Source organism: Dysgonomonas sp. 37-18, from assembly GCF_001899125.1.
In the GTDB taxonomy this organism is placed as follows: Bacteria; Bacteroidota; Bacteroidia; order Bacteroidales; family Dysgonomonadaceae; genus Dysgonomonas.
In genome coordinates this window covers 1-22535 of sequence record NZ_MKVC01000017.1, presented here as the reverse complement: position 1 = coordinate 22535, position 22535 = coordinate 1, and the positions used below count along the sequence as shown (strand labels likewise).

General features: G+C 33.3%; 16 protein-coding genes, 1 tRNA gene and 1 pseudogene. 11 read left to right on the top strand and 7 right to left on the bottom strand.

Annotated elements, in window-relative coordinates; translation table 11 throughout:
- Positions 1-280 precede the first annotated feature (280 nt).
- The 8 genes from BGO84_RS06485 to BGO84_RS06450 all read left to right on the top strand — a co-directional run bounded on the left by BGO84_RS06485 (position 281) and on the right by BGO84_RS06450 (position 10538).
- Positions 281-3481 (top strand): hypothetical protein, encoded by a 3201-nt coding sequence (locus BGO84_RS06485; RefSeq protein WP_291028530.1) that lies wholly within the window; start codon positions 281-283, stop codon positions 3479-3481.
- Positions 3482-3812: 331 nt separating this feature from the next.
- Positions 3813-4904, top strand: a complete 1092-nt coding sequence (locus BGO84_RS06480) for a TlpA disulfide reductase family protein (RefSeq protein ID WP_291028529.1) — start codon at positions 3813-3815, stop codon at positions 4902-4904.
- A 104-nt stretch (positions 4905-5008) separates the two neighbouring features.
- Complete coding sequence (locus BGO84_RS06475) at positions 5009-5584, top strand: hypothetical protein (protein ID WP_291028528.1); 576 nt, start codon at positions 5009-5011, stop codon at positions 5582-5584.
- A gap of 98 nt (positions 5585-5682) precedes the next feature.
- A complete protein-coding gene (locus tag BGO84_RS06470; protein ID WP_291028527.1) occupies positions 5683-6447 on the top strand; it encodes a WG repeat-containing protein in 765 nt (254 codons plus the stop codon).
- Positions 6448-7994: 1547 nt separating this feature from the next.
- Positions 7995-8237: a hypothetical protein gene (locus BGO84_RS06465; protein WP_291028526.1), complete on the top strand. Its 243-nt coding sequence runs from the start codon at positions 7995-7997 to the stop codon at positions 8235-8237.
- Complete coding sequence (locus tag BGO84_RS06460) at positions 8237-9247, top strand: RtcB family protein (RefSeq protein ID WP_291028525.1); 1011 nt, start codon at positions 8237-8239, stop codon at positions 9245-9247. Before BGO84_RS06465 ends, BGO84_RS06460 begins: the two co-directional genes overlap by 1 nt.
- Positions 9248-9507: 260 nt before the next feature.
- Positions 9508-10089 (top strand): hypothetical protein, encoded by a 582-nt coding sequence (locus BGO84_RS06455; protein WP_291028524.1) that lies wholly within the window; start codon positions 9508-9510, stop codon positions 10087-10089.
- A 104-nt stretch (positions 10090-10193) separates the two neighbouring features.
- Positions 10194-10538 carry a hypothetical protein gene (locus BGO84_RS06450; protein WP_291028523.1) on the top strand — a complete coding sequence of 115 codons (345 nt, stop codon included), beginning with the start codon at positions 10194-10196 and terminating at the stop codon, positions 10536-10538.
- 751 nt (positions 10539-11289) lie between these two features.
- On the opposite strand, the gene BGO84_RS06445 is transcribed toward BGO84_RS06450, so the two are convergent.
- A tRNA-Ser gene (locus BGO84_RS06445) sits at positions 11290-11374 on the bottom strand.
- A 571-nt stretch (positions 11375-11945) separates the two neighbouring features.
- Here BGO84_RS06445 and BGO84_RS06440 point away from each other — a divergent pair.
- Entirely contained in the window at positions 11946-13061 is a 1116-nt protein-coding gene (locus tag BGO84_RS06440) for an AAA family ATPase (protein ID WP_291028522.1), read from the top strand.
- Between the two features lie 176 nt (positions 13062-13237).
- On the opposite strand, the gene BGO84_RS06435 is transcribed toward BGO84_RS06440, so the two are convergent.
- The 6 genes from BGO84_RS06435 to BGO84_RS06410 form a co-directional block, all read right to left on the bottom strand.
- Positions 13238-14284, bottom strand: a complete 1047-nt coding sequence (locus BGO84_RS06435; RefSeq protein ID WP_291028521.1) for a carbohydrate porin — start codon at positions 14282-14284, stop codon at positions 13238-13240.
- 146 nt (positions 14285-14430) lie between these two features.
- Entirely contained in the window at positions 14431-15189 is a 759-nt protein-coding gene (locus tag BGO84_RS06430) for an NYN domain-containing protein (RefSeq protein ID WP_291028520.1), read from the bottom strand.
- Between the two features lie 135 nt (positions 15190-15324).
- Positions 15325-16122 (bottom strand): inositol monophosphatase family protein, encoded by a 798-nt coding sequence (locus tag BGO84_RS06425; RefSeq protein WP_291028519.1) that lies wholly within the window; start codon positions 16120-16122, stop codon positions 15325-15327.
- 115 nt (positions 16123-16237) lie between these two features.
- Positions 16238-16411, bottom strand: coding sequence for a histone H1 (locus tag BGO84_RS06420; protein ID WP_006842762.1), 174 nt, complete (start codon positions 16409-16411; stop codon positions 16238-16240).
- 106 nt (positions 16412-16517) lie between these two features.
- Positions 16518-18644, bottom strand: coding sequence for a Tex family protein (locus tag BGO84_RS06415; RefSeq protein WP_291028518.1), 2127 nt, complete (start codon positions 18642-18644; stop codon positions 16518-16520).
- 320 nt (positions 18645-18964) lie between these two features.
- Positions 18965-20254 carry an MFS transporter gene (locus BGO84_RS06410; RefSeq protein ID WP_135104115.1) on the bottom strand — a complete coding sequence of 430 codons (1290 nt, stop codon included), beginning with the start codon at positions 20252-20254 and terminating at the stop codon, positions 18965-18967.
- Between the two features lie 611 nt (positions 20255-20865).
- Between BGO84_RS06410 and BGO84_RS06405 the strand changes: the two genes are divergently transcribed.
- Positions 20866-22056: an L-serine ammonia-lyase gene (locus BGO84_RS06405; protein ID WP_291028517.1), complete on the top strand. Its 1191-nt coding sequence runs from the start codon at positions 20866-20868 to the stop codon at positions 22054-22056.
- Positions 22057-22174: 118 nt separating this feature from the next.
- Positions 22175-22535: pseudogene (locus BGO84_RS06400) on the top strand (transketolase); the annotation flags it as partial.

Here is a 22535-nt window from a genome sequence, read left to right as displayed (position 1 = left end):
CATTTATATAACATATTGAACACTATCCTTTCAGACTAAGGATTACATCGCAAAGCACAAAAGTCTAAAAGAACTTTTTTTCGATTTAATAACCTTTCATAAATTCGCTTTATTGTCAAAAAAAAACTAAAAAATATAAAATTTTCAGTTGCGGATTTATTTTTTTTCTCCAAGAAAAAAAATAACTTTGTGATACATACATAATACATTGTTAATCAATAAGTATATTAGCTATTATACTAGGGAAAACCAATTTTGATAAGTTAAGTATCCGCTTATTATGTCTGATATCATCAAAAGAATAACGAATTATATTACTCCATTTGTGATAGGTGCTCTTTCTTTTCTTGCTTGCACAGAGCAACCCTTATCCAATTATAAGCCATTGGGTTATGATGAGATATTTTTCGATACTGAACTTTCATCGATATGGTCAGACAGCGCAGACAACAAAATTTGGATAGGTGGCGAATATGGGGAGTTATTCCTCGTAGTGGACAACGTAATAAAATGGCAAAGAGAGCTCAAAACTGGGCGTATATATAAGGTTTGCCCACTCAGTATAACACCTGCTGATACGACACTATTGATTGGGATACGTAATGAAGGTCTGCAAATATGGACGTTTTCGAATGGAAATAAATCACAAGTTCGGCGTTTTTCTATTCCTGTAAAAGGATATAAATACTCTCCGTACGACTTTCAAAATACTAGTGAAAAAGCTTTCTATGTAAGTACAAGTAATGGTTGTTATCATATTGACCTTGATGACGCTTCCCCAACAATGCAACTTGCATATCCTGCTACAGATAGTCTTCTTAAAAGGAAATTCGACTACGAGTGTTATGTTTACAATCTTCAAAAACAAAAAGATGGCAATATTGTTGGTTCATCACCTGAGGGCGTGTTTTGGCTGAATAAACAATTTGCATCGCCAGCTAAACGAGACAGCATTATTATCTCTGCAAAAAATACAGTCTATGTGAGTACAGACAGCGATACGCTGATCGCTCTATCCCAAAATAAAGTGTACAAACATAGTAAAGGTCACAATTATCTTCCGCTTGATTGTAGAAACAACCCTAAAGTATATTTTGATGATAATGGTGGTAACAAATGGCTTATAGGCTCTAGCAGTATAAGGATAGGGAAGCGTTTGGAAGACAATTTTGAGGATATTGAACTGCCCAAGAACATTCCATTAGAGAGTCATCGAAATATAATAGTGGGAAAAGGTGAATATACTTATCTCATCACACAAAATTCATTGTGGCGTATCCCTATACATCTTAATATCTATAATTCATTGACTGTTTCTGCTATTTGCCGAAATAGACAAAAACAGATCTTTTTTGTAACTACAGCCAATCAACTGTTTGAAAAAACGGATGGCAATAAGGCCAGATTTATTAAACAAATTGGTACAGAAGGACATATTTTATGGATTGCCGCTTGCGATAAATATCTTTATTTTCATACTGGTACGAATATGATTTATCGTACACCGATAAGCCCTTCTATTTTTTCACGGGATGAAGCAAGCCCCTTGTTTCATCCTGGAAAAAACTTAAACAATGTTCTTACAGCTTACCTACATTATGATGCTCAGGATGAAAAAGGAAAAGCTCAGAAACTATTTTTTGGAACCAGAGACGGGCTATTTGCTATAGATATACAAAATAAAAAAATTGATAAATTCTTAAATAAAAAATTTGTTTCTACTTTGTCAAAGGCACAAAATGACAATTATTTATTAGCGAATACACTTAATGATGGCATTTTCACTTTAGAAGCAAATCACAATAATTGGAAATATAAAAATTCAGAAAGAATAGATCTCAAGAACAAACTTATACTTGATATTGTACCTATTGATAAACAAAAACAACTAATATTGACAAATCATTATATTTTTTATGATACGAAGTATGATACTGATTCTCTTCAGGTAAAAGGATTCCGAAAAATTCTTCTGGTTAATGATACCACTTTTATCGCGATTGCACATAAGGGATTTACGGAATATCATATTAATAACGAAAAAATAGAGCAAAAAAATACAAGGTTGCTATATCAGGATATTTCTTTTATACCTAATTCATGTATAGCTTTGAATGACGGCTCTTTATTTCTTGGGTCAGCATTAGGCTGTTTACATTATGTAGATAAAGAATCAAGTAGTTGGATAGAATTTAAACAGCCACGATTTTTTAATGTTTTTGAAAAAATTTTAATGGTAGGCATTGGAGCCATTATACTAGCCTCTTTTGCTATAATATACTTGATATATTCAAAGGAGAAAAAACATAAAAAAATGGACAGAGAAAATAACCTTCAAAAACGTGTTGTAAAGGCCCAAAAACTTATAGAAGATATTGTTTATCTTCCAGATAGTTATAAAAATATTGATAGGTTGCAGGAGGTTATAAAGAAATGCAAAGACAAAGAGAATGTAGCAAATAAAGACATATATCATAAAACATTGAGTTATTCAGATGATACATTGACAGAAATTAACACGCAAATAACCTTGCTGTTTCAAAATGAATTATCCACTCAAATTAGTGCTATAAAAAAGGATAATATAACAATTTTGTCTGAGGGGATAAAACAAGCAGATAAGGCTTTTAAAGAAAATGATACAAGCATAATCAGAAAATTAACAATAGAAAATATCAGATGGTTTAAGCAAAGTGAAGTATTGAAAGAGAGTTATTATAGTATGCTCCAATCATTAAAAGACTGTTGTGAAGTTCCAAAAGTAAATGAAAAACTATATAATAATCTCTTAAATGCTATTGTTCATGTTAACAACACTGAACTTGAAACTTGCCAAAAAGAATGCGACGAATTAATTCAAATATTTCAATATATTGAAAGCCCTCAAGCAGCGGAGCAAATTTATTTATTTATTAGGCGGACTGTCAGTATGTTAACACGGAAAACCGATAGCAATAAATTGTATGCTGCGATAATCAATCTACTAAAAGAACAGAAAGTAGACAAAAATGGGACTCAGAATATAAAAATTATGCGAAATTTAAACGAAATAATGAGAGAGTTACCTGCCATTGATTCTCTTTGTGCCATAAAACTGCTGACTGATGAATTTACTACACTTATTGATAAAACAAAAAAAGAAGAAAAGAGTAAAGAAATAAATAAGCAGATAGATAAATTTTATGCTGAACTACCCGAAGATATCGATGAGCTTTTAGCTAAAGAGTTCAAAATAAATGGCACTACAAAAGCAGGGAAAGCATTGGCTTTGACACTTGCCGACCAAAATATACGAGGTGCTGATGTTGGAAGGTTAATTGGTGATGCAAAACCTCTTAACCTCGAAGGAATAACATCAAATACTCGAAAACTTATTCGTTCAGAAGCTTCAAAAGAAAAGATTATCCAACTTAGTATGTCTAAAAATTATAGTTCGGTTATACTTAAGTTGTTGATAGATTTAAATAAGACTAATAAATAATAATTAAATTAAGAAGAGCCTGTGTCCCAATCTTGGACACAGGCTCTTTTTTGTTGGTATCCACATTGTATATTCTCAGAACTTCTCTTGTAAAATCTTGTATTGATAGTTTGCAATAAATACAAGATATAATTTTCAATTTACAGTAATACATTTGCTAGTGAAACCCAAGAATAGATATGCGGAACCATTAAAACAATGAATGAACCCTTGGACAATTGCTCAAAAAGGAATAGTATACCTTTTATTTGTCCAGAGTGTAAGAATTACCCTAGCGAAACCATCTGGCAAATTTGTCTACTATAAGGAGTGGACGTTAAACTAGAAAAACATGAAAAAAATTATAATGATTTTAAAAATAATTATTAGCTCTGTGAAATGTGCAAGTTCAAAAAGTGTTTCTCAAAAAATGAACAAATATACATTTATCATGAAATATCTTATTGTAAGCATTTATCTATTATTTCCAGTTTTTTTATCTGCACAAAATACGATGTTAGAAACAGTAAGAGATCAAGCCAAATTATATGCTACCGCTTATATTATGGAAGATGTCAGGACAATTATTAATTACACGAGTAATTCTACAATTACATTAAATGGGGGGCAAGATTCTATTTATTTGAAGTATAGCGAATATTTTTCTAACTGTAAAAAAAATGAGATTAAATATCTTAATTATGAAATTAATAATTTTTATAAAGTTTATGAAGGTTCTATTTATGAAAAAGATGATAAGCTATATTGCCCATTAATTATTAAATGGTCTTTAATTAATCAGCTTGACACTTTGAATTCTTATGAAATAATTCTCGCAATATCAAAGGACATTAATGGTGATAAATGGTATTTTAAAAATGTGAGAGCGATAGAAAGTAGTACAATATCAGAATCTTTTCCAAATATAAATTTTAAGCCGGTAATCTCAGATAATATTAATTGGATTATACAAGAAGGTAGCTATATTCCTAGTTTTAAGATTAAGCTAATGGATAGTAGCACTATAAGCCAGAAGGATCTAATCGGAAAACCTACTCTGATTAATTTCTATTATCCGGGTTGTATGCCATGTTTAAGAAATTTCAAGTATATAGAAAACAAGATTTTAGAAGCACATACTAAAGATAGTTTTAATGTTTTAACCATAGGGTTTAGTGGTTGGGATAAAAAATATAATGTAGACTATGATCTAATTAAAGAATATTTAATTAAAAGGCTTCCTTATGTAAATGATAGATATAATAATACTATAGGTATGGATGTCGATTTGGAAGTAATGCAAAAATTTAATACAACAGTTGTACCTTATACTGTTCTGATCGATAAAAAAGGTATTGTATTATATAGTTGTATTTCTACAGTCCTTTTACTAGAAGCAGAGTATCCTGAAATTAACAGACTTATTTCGAGTCAAATAAATTGAATATATAATATTTAATAAAAACCCAGCTTAATATTTCAAATAAGCCATTCTTTTTATTTAGAACCTTTCTGACAAAAGTTTAATAATATCTAAAAATAAAAGACATGAAACTATTCTTTATTATTATAATTGCCATTTATATAATAATTATCGCTATTGATCTTTATTACACATTAAAAAATTATGGTAGCATAGGTGACCTTATATTAAGAGTAGTACTAATCCACCCAATTTATATATTATGGATCGTTATTATAGTTTTTATCGAAATGAATAAGCCTAGAATATATAAAGAAAGCGATTTGTATGGAATTAAATCCTGTTTTAACGTATTTGCTCCTCCACATTATATCAATATCACTAAGGATCAAAAAATAATCGATTATAATTATGAAATTGATTGCGATTATGAAAGGTATAAGGCTAAGGAGGAGGATGTTTTCTTCCTTACAGATAAAAGTAATAAATTGAGTATATGGTGTGATGGCATCATCGTAACTGGAGATTCTTTAATTTGTTTAACAAAGAATATTATTCTGGGAAAAGAATCACAACCGATAGATGTTGTTGTGGTTTTTAAAGGTGAAGAAAAAGACACATTAAAATTCTTAGGACAAAGTTTATTTCCACTTAAGATAGACACGATTAAGACATGTAGTCCGGCAATGTATGGAGAGTAGGTTACAGTTTTTAGTTTAGTAGATCGATCTATAAAATGCGAAATCGCTTTCTGAAAATAAGTCAGAGTTACAATTTAATTTTTACAACTATGAAAAAAATGATTTTTAAGTTAATGCTTGCTGTATGCTTGCTAAATATTCAGTCATTATATTCACAAAATCTCGTAAAGTATTATCTAAATGGAAAAATAGGATTCAAGAATCAATCAGGGGTAATTATAGTACCGGCAAAGTATGATCAGGTTGGAGATTTTAGTGAGGGCATTGCAAAAGTGGCGATTGGCGATAAATATGGATCGATCAATCAAATAGGGAAGGAAATAATTCCTGTAAAATATGAAAGCATTGGTAAATGCTCTGAAGGTTTGATTTCATATAGATACGAGGTCGGATCAGGAATCTATCAAAATGGATACTTTAATAAAAAGGGTACGGTAGAATTTTACTATCAACCTGAAAAATCTATCGTGATGTTCACTAACGATTTTAGTGATGGAGTCGCCATAATTCAGATGACTGCCGTAATTGCAGAATACTTATACATAACCGCATACTCCTGCATTAATAAACAAGGTGAACTGTTATTTGACTTCGATGAAGATATTAGAAGTGTTGAACCATTTTCAGAGGGATATTCCGCTGTTCGTTTTTCTGATAATAAGTGGGGATATATTAATAAACAAGGGCAATTAGCTATCTCGAAAAGATGGGATGATGCAAAATCTTTCAAAAATGGAAAAGCGGAAGTTATGATAAAAGAAAAAAATACTAAATATGATGATTATGATGAATATTCGGAGGAGTATCTCTATTGGTATTATTCTATTAATAAAAATGGAGATATAATTGAAAATCTAAATTAGCAGAAAGTCAACTTTGTCTGATAAAAAAGGGTCACAATAACCTCAATACGAAAAAATTCCTGGCTTTAAGAGGCTGTCTAGATTTAAAGCCAGGTTTTATCGCTCAATACCTTTAGATATAATCATTTTTGTAAAACAGGACAAAGATTCCATTTGATTTTAAAGTACTCTTCAATTAGCAAACCAATGAAAAACAAATATATATTAAAAGAAAATATACAGAAAGGAATTATATCCTTTATACTTACTGTAAATATTATTATGATATTGCTTATATACACTTTTATGAATTATACTACTTTAAATATCTACCCAATAGCACTTTATTTGTTAGTCTTCGTGTTGTGGTGGGAAGGGAATGTGATAATAAAAGTAGGTGTTCGCATTCTACACATTATGCTGACATTAATTTTGTCAATCCTCTGTTTTATGCCGGACTTACATAATTTATGCCGGTTAGATACATTCAGAAATCGCCTTTTTAATCTGTTTGGTTCAGAAATATTTACAGGACTTATTATACTTGTCATTTTGTCAACTATCGGGTTGTTTCTTGTTAATCCGAGAAATAAATTCAAACCTTCGGTATTATTCGTTACTAAATTGGGAAAATTTGTAATCATTTTTGTATGGATGTATATTTTCCTTGTTTTGTTAGAGCAATCATATTTCATAGCTCGTTATAATATTGCTCCTGCTAACTTTTACGCTTGGATAAAAGACAATAATTTATTTTGGTTTAGAGATTTTATATACGGAAGAATACCTTATTTATTAGCATTAACAGACGTTTTATTCCAATTTTCTCTGTTCTGGTTTATTGCACTGAGCACCATTTATACTAAATTTTATAAAGCATTTGTTTTCAACCCAGTTATATTAAATATTATCTTATTGGTTTGTTTTTTATCTATTTTTATATCCATTGTTAATAATCGAATTATTGAGTTTATTTTGAGAATAGGTATATCCTGTATCTACTTGTGGTTATTAAATCGTCTATTTCTTTATACGGATAATCTGCAAGTACGTTTTGAAAAGCTCTACAGTGGATATTCAAATCGAAAAATCATTAAGCTTTGGTTTATTTCGATTGTATCATTATATCTTTTTGATTGTATTTATTATATAGCCTCTTTATCATATAGTAATTTTTATATAGTCACAAAAATATTATTACTATTATGTTTAGCCATATTTACAACAATTTTTATTACTCGGTTTTCTAAAAAAATAAGATTACAATAACAATCGAACAACTATGAATATAAAATAAATAGATGTTTGAGTTTCGATGAAAACAAGTTTAGGAAAAGTAAGAACATTACAATTATTATCATTTTATAAAGGATAGTAAAACTTATGTTTCAATCTGCAGTAATTATTGTTAAAATAATAAAAAGAATATTGGTTTTGTCAAATGTAAATATGAAATAAATAACTAAATTTGAAAATGAAGTTGTTGATTATAAGTTTTATATTGGGTCTGTTGATTTTGAGTCTTAAGAATTTAGTGATTGTTAAAATCTAATAAGCTATTTAGCGAAATGATTACAGCAAAACAGCTTATCGAATTAGGCTATAGACCTTCAAAATGGTTTAAAGAAGCTATTAAGTTCGTAAACCAAAACGGTTTGGAAGGAGAAGAACTTACTTCTTATCTCAAAGCCACTGTGCCGAAAATTAGAGAGCCTTTTGATGAACCTTTTTTTATTATAAAAATATTAAAGCAGAAAGTGCAGATGAAATTTCAAATATGCAACGAGTTTTTGCAACAATGGAAGTCTTGATGAAGACTCCTACATTGCTCTATGGTGCTTTAATGCGAGACGCTTGCCCGACAGGTGAACTTGGCCAGATTCCGGTTGGTGGAGTAGCTGTTGCAAAAAATGCGATACATCCATCTATGCATAGTGCAGACATTTGTTGCTCTGTAATGATAACGAATATGGGGTACATCTCACCAAAAGAAGTTTTAGACAAAGCTCAATTAATAACGCATTTTGGTCATGGCGGTAGACTTGAGTTTTCAGACCTTCCTCCATTTTTAGAACAAAAAATATTAGAAAATAAATTTATAAACAATCAGGTGAGTTTAAATCTTGCAAAATCACACTTAGGTACACAGGGGGATGGGAATCACTTTTTATTTGTGGGCACTTCAAAACAAACGAAAGAAACTATAATGGTAACTCATCACGGTAGCCGTGGCTTTGGTGCTAATTTATATGTTCAAGGAATGAAGATTGCCGAAACATTCCGAAGAGAAATTTCTCCAAATACACTTCCTGTAAATGCATGGATACCTTATGATACAATCGAAGGCAAATCATATTGGGAAGCACTGCAAATTATGAGAGAATGGACAAAACTAAATCATACAACTATTCACGATGCAACACTCGAAAAACTGAAAATTGATTTGGTAGATAGATTTTGGAATAAACACAATTTTGTTTTTAAGGATGAAAATTTCTTCTACCATGCAAAGGGAGCTACACCTCTGGATAATAAGTTTGTTCCAGACAGCATCAATGGTTTACGAATTATACCAGTAAATATGAGTATGCCAGTACTTATTGTAAAAGGAAAAACGACAGAAAGCAACTTAGGATTCACACCGCATGGAGCTGGTAGAAATCATAGCAGAAACGCTCATAAAAAAGCAAAAACAGATAAAACTATTGAAGAATTATTTGCAGAAGAAACACGAGGATTAGATGTTCGGTTTTTCTCAAATAATATTGATATATCAGAATTGCCAAGTGCGTATAAAAATGCAAATTCTGTTAAAAACTAAATAGAGGAGTTTCAATTGGGTGAAGTCGTAGATGAAATTATACCCTATGAGTCCATTATGGCCGGAGATCAGGAGATAAATGCACCTTGGCGACAGAAAAACAAATACAGATAGTTTAGTTATGCATCGGACAATAACCTTGTAAAATCTTGTATTAGCAGTTTATAATAAATGCAAGATTTAAAATATAATTTGCAAGATTATTTTTACAGAAATGTTTTGAAATAGAAATATACATTAACCCTAAAAATTGTCATCTTATGGTTTTAAAAACAAATGAACTTTCAAACAAAGAGGTATTTTATAAAAATATCAAAAAAATGACAAATGAGCAAATTTTAACTGTGTTAAAAAAACAAGCTGATTATAATCCGCTTTTTATAGAATTGGCGATGGAAGAAGCTGCCGTCAGGGGTTATAATGTTGGTGAAATTGATTTTCAAAATATTGATTTGTGGATAATAAAAAATAAATCAACCAATGAGCTTGTAAAGATTTATGTGTCTCCATCTGATTACAAGAAAGAATGGGAGCTTTTAGCTAGAGAAGAACTGAAAAAGAGAAACTTTAATATTGCTATTCTCTCGTCTGAAAAAGAAAATGAGAAAAAAGTACTATCAGATGGTATTAAAGGTAATATTGCATTGGGATACATTTTGGCTATTCTAGCTGGATTTATCGGTTTGTTTGTTGCGATAAACTATCTAGTCAGCAAAACAAAAACGGTAAGTGGAGAAAGTTTTCATAAATATAATGAAACGACCCGTCGACATGCTAAAATAATGCTTATTTTATGGTTTGTTATAAACATATTCGTGTTTATCGTGATGTTCATAGGATAATAATATAATTTTTGTAATAACATGAATTATATAAAATAATCCAAATCAATTCTATGTAGGATTTTATTTATACCCCAATTAAAAAACATTTTAAATTAAATAATATGAGCTCAAAGGAAATCATTAATAACCCGATCTCTTCTGAAAACACACATAAAAATAATCAGGCAAAAAACAAAAGTATACTGCTATTGATATTATTTACTATATATGCTATTGCATACGCTATTATATGGAAGTATAAATTGGGTGTAGCCCCTATAGATCTTTCATTTGTACTTTTAGTCGTAGCGCTATATTTTCGCTTAGCAAGGAAAAAGCTCACAGAAGGCAAAACCATAAAAAGATATAACCATCAAACACGAAAAATAGCTCTTTGGATAATTTATATCGCAATTATTTTCACCATTATTCCAATGTTAGCCTTTGTGTTGGGCGATTTAGTTTAAAAAAGACAATTGTTAATCTTTGAAACCTAAATATTCTTGAAATATAGATTGGCAAGAGTAGATAAATTAAAGAATGTCTTTTTAAGTTGCGATCAGCAATATGATGCAATATTGGCCGTTTTCGACAAACACAATGCCGAAATGAGATAAAATAGCTCATTTGCTATGATTTGTATTGAATGTAATTATACAAAAAACTCACCATTCAAATAGAGTGATATCTACTTGAGTGGTGAGTTATAATATGGTTATCCTAAATTGCCAAATCATTCGAAATTATACAGTTTTCTAACAGTCATCCATCTCATATTCAAATGTACGAGACTATACAAAGTTTCATATAGTTCACTAGCCTCTTCAATTATCAAACGTTGTAGATCTTCTTAATTTCAGACAGTTATTCTATTCGTTATTTTTTAGGTAACTATTATACTCCTTCGTTTCGGACCATTCTGCTCCTCTAATTCTAAGTAGATGGATGCATTTTAATATTTCTTCTTAATTAGATTCTTTGATTCGCGTGTATTTGATTTTAATTAAGGATACATATGGGAGGATATTCAAGACCTTTCTATTCACTGAAAATTAATCCCTTACAAAACAATTTCCTTCAAACAGGTAACGATTTAGGCACAAAACTGTGTCTTTTGGGGGCTTTTTCGTGTCTTTTGTTACGGACATATTGGGAACAAAAAAACCTACAAGTTGTTGACTTGTAGGTTTTTGTACTGTTATTGTCTAGACCTTTCAGCGGAGAGAGAGGGATTCGAACCCCCGGAACCTCGCAGTTCAACGGTTTTCAAGACCGCCGCAATCGACCACTCTGCCATCTCTCCAATATTTTTGCTTATAGATATTTCCTCTAAAGCGATGCAAATGTATGTCTTTTTTTTGTTTCTACAAACAATTCCATCAACTTTTATATACGTTTTTCACAACAAGCTCTGTATCAATATTTATTGATTGGGAATTTTAAATAGTTTATTCGAGATGTTATTCTATTATTATAGCCTTAGCTCAATTTTGTTTAGTTAAAAAATATTTATACCTTTGTAAGAATCAATTTATTCTATTTTTTAGAAAATAAAGTCATGTAATTGTTCAGTATAGAATAGATACTGGAATTCTTTCCTTTTATTACCCCTTCTTGAGTCTTACCTCACGGGCTATATTTATTATACATTTTATTAACTAAAGCAATTGCATTATATTTTCACAAAGATATGATTCTGTATGTCTTTTCATTTTATAGAACTATATGTAATGGCAACCTAAATCATATATGTTGAACAGAAATCTAAAAAACAAATGCCCGTTGGGCTCACAATAAAAAAACGAGAAATGTCACTTTGAGATGAAGCCCGTTAATAAGAGAATGACTCTTCCGGCTGAATAAAACTAGAAATTATGGAAAAAATTTGGAAATTAACACAAGATAAAAGTTGGAATACCCTTGAAAAAAAATTTGATTGGATAGAGGATATGAAAGAAGTTCCGCAACATAAGATACATCATAAAGAAGGTAACGTAGCAACTCATACACAGATGGTCTTAGATGAATTGACGAAATCGGAAGAATACAAATCCCTATCGGAACAGGATCAAGAAATACTTTGGGTAAGTGCCCTGTTGCATGATGTAGAAAAACGTTCAACATCTCTTGACGAAGGTTTTGGCAAGGTATCAGCAAATGGACATGCTCGGAGAGGAGAATATACAGCACGTACAGTCTTATTTCGAGATGTCCCTACACCGTTTCATATCCGTGAAAGAATTGCATCCTTTGTACGTTACCATGGTCTGCCTCTTTGGCTATTAGAAAAAGTAGAACCTGCAAAAAAGATCCATGAAGTGTCTTTAAGGATAAGCACTTCGCAATTAAAAACACTAGCCGAGGCTGATGCCAAAGGTAGAATATGTAATAACTTACCACAATTACTTGAATCTCTTGAGCTTTTTGAACTGTTTTGTAAAGAGCAGGAATGTTGGGGAAAAGCATTAGAGTTTGAAAATCCGAATGCACGATTTCAATATTTCGACTCGATAGACGGATATATCGGCTATGTTCCATTTGATAACTTCAAAAGTGAAGTTACGATACTTTCAGGTCTACCAGGGATGGGAAAAGATCACTATATACAATCTTTAAATACAGATATTCCAGTTATAAGCCTCGATGCTATTCGCAAAAAGTATAAATTAAGTCCAACAGATAGATCTGCTACCGGTAAAGTAGTTCAAGAAGCAAAGGAACAAGCTCGCGTATATCTTCGAAAAGGACAAAATTTCATCTGGAATGCAACTAATATTACACGGCTAATGCGTCAACAATTAGTAGATCTTTTTACTTTATATGATGCAAAAGTCAAAATAGTATATTTAGAAAAGCCTTACGCCCAATGGCGTGCTCAAAATCTAAATAGAGAGGATGTTTTACCTGAAAAAGTATTGGATAAAATGTTACAAAAGTTAGAAATTCCACAATTGGTAGAAGCTCATGAAGTAGAATATATTGTAGAATAGTAAATTCGATGATTAAAATACTTTAAAGACTAGGTAAAGAAAAATAAAATATAGGTATAGATATTCTATACCTATATTTTATTCTGATTATATCGAAAATAAGAGATAATGAAATTTATATTTTCCACAAGCTAAGACTGATGATATATCCGACAGTATCAAAAAAAGTAATAACCTTAGTTTCCAAAAGTAAAGCTTCCACGGAGAAGTCCAACCAAATCATCTTTACCCTGTCTATGTATATAGTGCAATGCGGGTTGAATCGAAATATGTGAAGTGATTATATATTTATATGACATTTCCAAAGCCGTTTCTGCTCCTTGTGACATATTTGCTCTGAAAGCATTTAATCCTAGAGTATCCCGTCCTTTTCTTCCGAATAAATTATTCATAACAACTCCCACCCCATAGTATAAATAACATTCGTTGCTTTTCCGTGGGGCATACCCTAACTGAGCGACAATACCTAGATCTTGTTTATCTGTTTGCAGTATAGATTGTTCGGCCAACATATACAATGAATATCTTAAAGACTTTTCGGGGAGTTTATCCAAAACCACCCCTGCTGCATAAAACCCATCTAAAGGCATATATGCAAATTGAGTAATATTGACGAACCCATATTTCTTTGGATTAAATTTGAAGTTAAAAACCAATGCTTTATTTACATTATCTAAATGATTATAATATGAATTTTTGACATTAATAACTCCTTTCGTATATTCAGTATGCAATCCGATAGCTCCGAGTGGATAGTTTGGTACACTATAGTTCATAGAGATGGTGGGAAAGATTCCTGCCGAACTATTTGTAAAGAAAGAAGAATACGGGCTATTAAAATAATCTAAGTTCATATTTCGTATCCCTGCAAACAAACTAAAGTCTCCGAAGGTCTGCTGATAACCAAATTTTGAGCAAACAAGCCAAAAATTATCTTCTTCTATATTGGAAAAGGTTAAAAAATCATTTGCAATATTGTGAGAAAATGTTCTTCCTACCGACCAAAATGCAATATCAAATAATCCGTTTTTCCACCATTTATCTGTTCTAAGGGAAGCCTCCATGCTCAATAAATTCACATACTTCACATCTTTTTCGCGGGCATCTGTTATATTGTATTGTAGTTCTCCTACATTGTTTACTTCATACTTTAGTATTTGATCTTGTCCCCAAATTGAGATAAAATAATACAAAGACATGCATATAATAAAAATTTTCTTCATTGTGCAGCTTTTAAATATTCTCATATTCAGGGTGCGAAGATATATCCTTCAGGCTAAACAACAGCCCAATAAACATATAAAAAATTAATATTATTCTTAATAGAGACAAATAGTATTAATAATAAATAAAGAGCGAGAATATAAAATCACTCCTTTATTTTAACAAATACCAAACGCGAATGTCCCTTTTCGCTCTTGCGTTCATCCATTTCAAAATGTTTACTTTGAGCTTTAACCAAGGCAGCAAGCTTTGAAAAGCCGTAATTGCGTGAATCAAAATCAGGACGCTTCTTTATAACGAGATTACCCATATCACCCAAGTAAGCCCACCCATCATCATCGGCAAGGTCTCTAATGGTACTCTTTAATAGATTTATCAACTTTTTATTTACAGGTTCAACAGTCTTTTCCTGTTGTTTCTTAACTGTAGACGCAGAAGGCTCGGTTTCATTATTATCATCTGAATCTCGTATAATCTCTATATAAATAAACTTATCACAAGCTACAATAAACGGACTAGGCGTTTTCTTTTCTCCAATACCTATTACTTGCATACCGGACTCTCTCAGCCTCACGGCTAAACGCGTAAAATCACTATCGCTGGATACCAGACAGAAACCATCAACCCTACCGCCATGCAAAATATCCATAGCATCGATAATCATTGCCGAATCGGTAGCATTCTTACCTGTTGTATAACTATATTGTTGTATTGGAGTTATTGCATGCTCCAACAAAGGTTGCTTCCATCCCGAAACGCTAGGCTTTGTCCAGTCCCCATAAATTCTTTTGATAGTTGGCACACCTATTTTAGCAATTTCATCAAGCATACCCTTTATATTCGAGTAAGGCACATTATCGGCATCGATAAGCACAGCCAAGTTTAAATCTCTCTTTTCTATCATATATTCTAATTTTGCTTTCGAAGTATAGCGTATCTGTATATTGATAGTTCAAATTTATAAAACTTATCTTACTAATAAGCTCAATTGTAGCATAATATTCTTAACATGCTGTTTTCTTTAAAACAAATAAAACAATCACAAAGAATCCTTAAATGGAGCTAGTAGTCCCAACATATCATTATGGAGCAATGAATTGGATGCCAATATATCATGTCCTTTCCTAAATAAAGAACTATCGGTAAAATTAGTAACAGCCCCTCCTGCTTGAAGCACAATTAATGCCCCTGCCATAAAATCCCACGGTTTAATATATGCTTCAGCCCACGCATCGAACCTTCCTGCGGCAACGTAACACATCGACATAGCAGCTGAACCATTTATCCGCACACTCGAAACCTTCCCATACAATGAATCCATCAAATAATTAACTACCGGTTTGTAATCCCCTGCATTATAAGGAAGGTCTAAGCCGATAAAAGCTTGACCCATATTGTCCGTATCAGAAACGCGTATTTGAGTCTCATTCAAGAAAGAGCTACCACCTTTCCAAGCATAGAAACATTCATCTCTACAGACTTCGTAAACCACACCTAACAATATTTCGGTATCACTAGTCAGAGCTATGCTCACGCAGTAAGGGGCGTTGTCTTGTATATAATTGGTAGTACCGTCCAAAGGATCGATAACCCAATAATAATCTTTCTTCTCAAAAGCAACCGTATCTTCTTCCGTAATAAATCCCGCTTGAGGCAGAAGCTGTGACAATCTGGCAACTAATAGCTTTTCTGTTTCCTTGTCAACATACGAAACATAATCATGTGCATTTTTCTCCTCTACCCTATCCTTACGAAAGGTTTTTCTTTCTTGTGCTAAAAAGTGCCCTCCTTCTTTAGCTATTTTGCAGACTTCTGATGTAAGAAATTCTAAATTCATAATCTAACCCTTAATTATAGGAGCAATAATATAATTAACATCTAAAGCTAATAAATTAAAAAGGCCATCTCAAATCTAATATGAGACAGCCTCCGTGCAATATTGCATTATGCTTTTATTTAGCTGCTTCAATTGACTGTTTACGAAACTCTTTTAGAGCTTTTTCTATGTCAAGTGAAATTTTTCTAGCACGTTGGCCAGCTGCTTTATTACCGTTTTCGATTTGTGAAGCTGCGTCTTTAGAGAATGCGGCAAAATCTTGATTTAATTTTTCTACTAAATTTTTCATTTGTTTTTCTATTTAAAAAGTTCAGACAAAGATAATCTGATTTTAATAACAATTATAACGAACCAGAGTTTAAAAATAGGCTTAAAAACATAATTTTCTTGTTATTTTATGCCGTTTTCATTGATAGTTGCACTCTTTTTCGAGATGTGTCAACAGACAATACCCTGACTTCCACATGTTGATGTAACGAAACAACCTCTGTCGGATCGGAAACAAAGCGGTCAGCCAGTTCTGAGACATGAACCAAACCATTTTCTTTTATACCCACATCCACAAAGCACCCGAAGTTTGTAATATTAGTCACAATACCCGGTAATATCATCCCCTCTCTGAGATCCTCTATCGTTTTTATATTCGGATCAAACTCAAAAACCTTAATACCCTTACGAGGATCACGTCCGGGCTTATCCAACTCATCCATTATATCATTTAAAGTTGGCAAACCAACTTTATCCGATACATATTTTTCAAGCTTAAGAGACTTCTTCAAGTCCTTATTATCGATCAAATCTTTTACCGTACACTTAAGATCCTTAGCCATATTTTCTACTACATGGTAGCTTTCAGGATGTACGGCAGAATTATCTAAAGGGTTTTCTGCTCCCGCTATTCTCAAAAATCCGGCACACTGCTCAAAAGCCTTTTCACCCATACGAGGCACTTTCATCAGTTCTTTACGAGAGCGGAACGCTCCATTAGAAGCACGATAGTCTACAATATTTTGAGCCAAAGCAGGTCCCAAACCGGAAACATAAGTCAAAAGATGCTTACTCGCAGTATTAACGTTTACTCCAACAAGATTTACACAACTTTCTACGGTAAGATCCAATGATTTTTTCAACTTAGTTTGATCCACATCATGTTGATATTGACCTACTCCAATCGACTTCGGGTCTATTTTTACAAGTTCGGCCAATGGATCCATCAATCGGCGACCAATCGACACTGCCCCTCTTACCGTAACATCATAATCAGGGAATTCTTCTCTTGCAACCTTTGACGCAGAATAAATAGATGCTCCGTTCTCACTGACGACAAACACCTGTACTTCTTTCTCATAGCGAAGATTTGTGATAAAGTGCTCTGTCTCACGGCTTGCTGTTCCGTTTCCTATGGCAATAGCATCTATATTATAAGTCGTTACTAATTTAACCACCTTACTTCCTGCTTTAGACATCTCTTTCTGAGGAGGATGTGGATATATAGTTTCATTGTGAAGCAAATTTCCCTCGGCATCAAGACACACTAATTTGCAGCCTGTACGATACCCGGGATCGATACCCAATACTCTTTTTTCTCCTAGTGGAGCAGCAAGCAGTAATTGGCGCAGATTTTCGGTAAATACATGTATCGAGTCTTCATCTGCTTTCTCTTTCGACAAGGCACCAAATTCTGTTTCTATCGAAGGCTTCAAGAGGCGTTTATAACCATCTTCGATTGCATCAGCAACATAGTTCGTTGCTTCGTTATCGTTATCTCCTTTCAGAAAGCGTTTATCCAACCTCTCTAAGGCGGCATCCTCGTCAGGTGCAATATTTACCCTGAGAAAACCTTCCGATTCACCTCTGCGTATAGCCAATATTCTATGAGAAGGAACTTTATTCAGCTTTTCTGAAAAATCGAAATAATCTCGATATTTATCCCCTTCTTCTTCTTTTCCTTTTACAACTTTTGATGTTAAAACTGCCTCACGCTGAAAAAGGTTGCGAATAGAATTACGGGCATATTCATCCTCATTTATCTGTTCGGCAATTATATCACATGCTCCAGCAATAGCTTCTTTTACATCCTTGACATCCCCTTTAACAAAAGCCTGAGCCTTAGATTGCACATCAATCCTTTGCTGAAGCATAATAATATTCGCTAAAGGCTCCAAACCCTTCTTCCTTGCTATTTCAGCTCGTGTTTGGCGTTTTGGCTTATATGGCAAATAAATATCTTCAAGTTTCGATGAGTTCCAACAATTCTCTATGCGATTTTTCAGTTCAGGTGTTAACTTTTCCTGCTCTTCTATCGACTTTAGGATTGTTTCCCTACGTTTTACAAGCTCATTTAGTTTATCATTCTGCTCTTTTATTGCAGTTATCTGAACTTCGTCAAGACCTCCGGTTACCTCTTTACGATAACGACTGATGAAAGGTATTGTAGCACCCGATTCGAGTAAATCCACAGTTTTCGACACCTGAGACTCCTTAATATTTAAGGTCGAAGCAATTATACTTTTAATTGACATAGTTTTCTTTATTTCAATATACTTTATTCTTCAGCTTTTTGTTAAAAAGTAACAAAAGTAACACCTTTCTACTCATTTTTATTTGTCACCTTTCTATAATACGATCTCAATTTTAACAATACAAATATAAAATATAAAGCGATTAAATAAAAAATGAATCATAAAGCTGAATAAAAATAATACGTTAAATATAGCTCCTTATGAGTTGGTATAAGAAGCAATCTGTATTATTATAAGATAATTATCCATAAGAATAAAAACACAAAAGCCTGCTAAAAGATTCAGCAGGCTTTTATAATATATTTTATATCCAGTAATTATTATTCTACAGGAATATTTGTATTTACATTTTTGCTACCGATAGCAGCATAATATAATAGATAAGCCAATCCAACAAATACTACCCAGTAACTTGCCATATAACCAACGCTATCAGCTAGGAAGTTTTGAAGAAGTGGTAAGATACCTCCACCACAAACTAATGTCATAAATATACCCGATGCTGTTGTTACATATTTACCTAATCCTTCTACTGCAAGATTAAAGATACCACCCCACATTACAGAAGTACAAAGTCCACACAATACCAAGAACATTGCATTGATAGGCACTTCCATCATACCGAATGAAAGACTACCGTTAATGCTTTGGAATACTGGCATTGACACTTTTGTAGTTATAGGAAGGAAAATCGCTAATAAGACTAATACAAGACCTAAACCTGCTGCAACAGTAAGCATTGACTTACTTGATACTTTACCACCAATAGAAGCTCCGAAGAAACGTCCGATTAGCATCAAGAACCAATATGTACCCGTTACAAAACCTGCTGATGTTGCATCCAACCCCGCAATCGATTTATCCGCAAGGAATAAGTTCAATGTTCCTGGAATACCAACTTCAACACCTACATATACAAAGATACCTATCGCACCTAATACAAAGTGACGGAAAGATAATGCACTATATTTGTCTTTTACGTTGTCAATTGCTTTCTTCACTTCCATATGAGGTTCCGGAATCTGAACCAATGCCAGAATAATAAAAGCAAAAGCAAAAACACCCATAGCAATATACATAACAGGGTATACATCTTTAATGTTAGCCTTTGTCACGTCAGCAACGAAAACACCCACTAAAACAGGAACCAATGTACCACACAAAGAGTTGAAAGTACCTCCTGTTTGTATTAATGCACCACCTTTGTTACCACCTCCACCAAGAGTGTTCAACATAGGGTTTACTACTGTATTTAACATACACATAGAGAAACCTGCAACAAATGCACCAATCAGGTATATAGCAAAGCTACCGGCTCCTCCTGATAAGTATTGAATACCAATACCAACGAAACCAACAACGATAGCGATAAGTGCTGTTTTCTTGTATCCGATTTTCTTCAACAAGATACCAGCAGGAATACCCATAAATGCATACGCTATAAAGTTAGCAAGCACACCTAGCATACCTTCGGCGTTACTAGCTCCAAATTGGTTTTTCAAAACAACACCCATCGGCGCTGCTAGATTTGTTACGAATGAGACCATCCCGAAAAGCAGGATCATCACAATGATGGGTAACAAGTAATTTTTTTTCTCCGTACTACTCATGATTAAGTTTTTACATTTAGTTAGATTGTTTTATTTTTATAGTTTTAGTCAAATTTCATTCTTCTTTAGGTCGATCTTCTGCACTTAACTCTGAGAATTCAAAGAGTAATTAAACTAAACAAAACTCAATTACCCTTTGATTCTCATTTGGATATGGTTAGTATCCAAAAACTCATGGTCGTTTAGGTTAAGTGAAGATTGTTATTGTATAAAATCGATGTAAAAATACTTATCTCTTTTCAGCTGTCATCCATAAAAAAACGTGTTGTACAACATGTATTTTTAGATCAAAATATCATTTCTTTTTATATCATATTGCCGACAAGTTCCTGTTTATTTATGTCTTTTTGTATCCAACTCCAAAACGCCTTAAGAATGACTAACAGATTATCAAATCATTAACTTTAACCCAACCGCAAATCATAACAAAAAAATATACAAATGACATAAAAACTTACTCTTTGAGAATTCTTATAAAAACAGGAATAATAGTAAAATATCTTAATTCCTACTTTTATAGGATTAACAATATTTAATATTGCTATTTTTGTGCTCTAACTAAGAACTGAACAGTAGAAAAGAAGAATTGTTATAGCTTATAAATAAATATTATGGAATCGATTCGCAATTTGTATAAAATCGGACATGGCCCGTCGAGTAGCCACACAATGGCTCCACAAAAAGCAGCTTTGATATTTAAAGAAGAAAATAAGGACGCCACATCGTTCCGAGTTACATTATACGGAAGCCTTGCAGCTACAGGAAAAGGTCATATGACGGATGTAGCTATCACAAACACCTTACTACCCTACCCTACAGAAATTATATGGCAGCCTGAGATTGTTTTGCCATACCATACCAACGGGATGAAATTCGAAGCTATAACAGCAGGTCAACCCGTAAAAGAATGGATTGTATACAGCATTGGCGGAGGTGACCTATCGGATGGGAATAGCAAAGTAAATAAGGAAAAATTGTACGACAAAAATACAATGAAGCAAATCCTGCAATGGTGCCACGAAACAGGCAAAACATTTTGGGAATATGTAGAAGATACTGAAGGCAAAGAAATATATAAATATCTTCTGGAAGTATGGAGAACAATGGAAGCTGCAATACACAGAGGTATCGACGCAGAAGGATTGCTTCCCGGAGGATTGGGATTGCAACGAAAAGCCTCGATGTATAGCATAAAAGCTAAGGGATATCAAGGCTCAATGAAAAGCAGGGCACTGATATACTCTTATGCACTTGCTGTGTCGGAAGAAAATGCAAGTGGCAATGTAATTGTTACGGCACCTACATGTGGATCAAGCGGAACTCTTCCGTCGGTATTGTATCACCTAAAAATAAACCACGATTTCAGTGATCAAAAAATAGTAAGAGCCCTTGCTACAGCAGCACTTATAGGCAATATAGTGAAGACAAATGCATCGGTATCGGGCGCAGAGGTCGGCTGTCAGGGAGAAGTTGGGGTAGCATGCGCAATGGCAGCGGGTGCGGCTTGTCAACTATTCGGAGGCTCACCTCAGCAAATAGAGTATGCTGCCGAAATGGGATTGGAACACCATTTGGGACTCACTTGCGACCCCGTGTGTGGATTGGTACAAGTCCCATGTATTGAACGAAACGCTTTTGCTGCTGCCAGAGCCCTCGATTCTTGTTCGTTCGCAATGTTATCAGATGGAAAACACCTTATTAATTTTGATAAAGTTGTTCGTACGATGCAACAAACCGGACATGATTTACCGAGCCTCTATAAAGAGACATCAATGGGGGGGCTAGCAATAAACCTTGATTAGTAAAAAGAATTAAGCAGAGAGGCAATATTTGTCTTTTTTGAATATTATTTTATTTTAATATACATGTATATTTCATTACTTTTGTAAATGAAATCAATTTACAAATAACCATATCACTATGACATCAATCGATTTACTTAACCGTGCGGCAGACAATATTCGTATACTGTCGGCTTCAATGGTTGAAAAAGCGAAGTCAGGACACCCTGGGGGAGCAATGGGTGGAGCAGACTTCATCAATGTTTTATTCACTGAATTTCTCGTTTACGATCCGCAAGACCCGACATGGGAAGGTCGTGACCGTTTTTTCCTCGATCCCGGACACATGTCACCCATGCTTTACAGCACATTGTGCCTGACTGGAAAATTCACACTCGAAGACTTACAACAATTCCGTCAATGGGGAAGCGTTACTCCAGGACACCCCGAGAGAGACATCAACCGCGGAATAGAAAATACATCAGGACCACTGGGGCAGG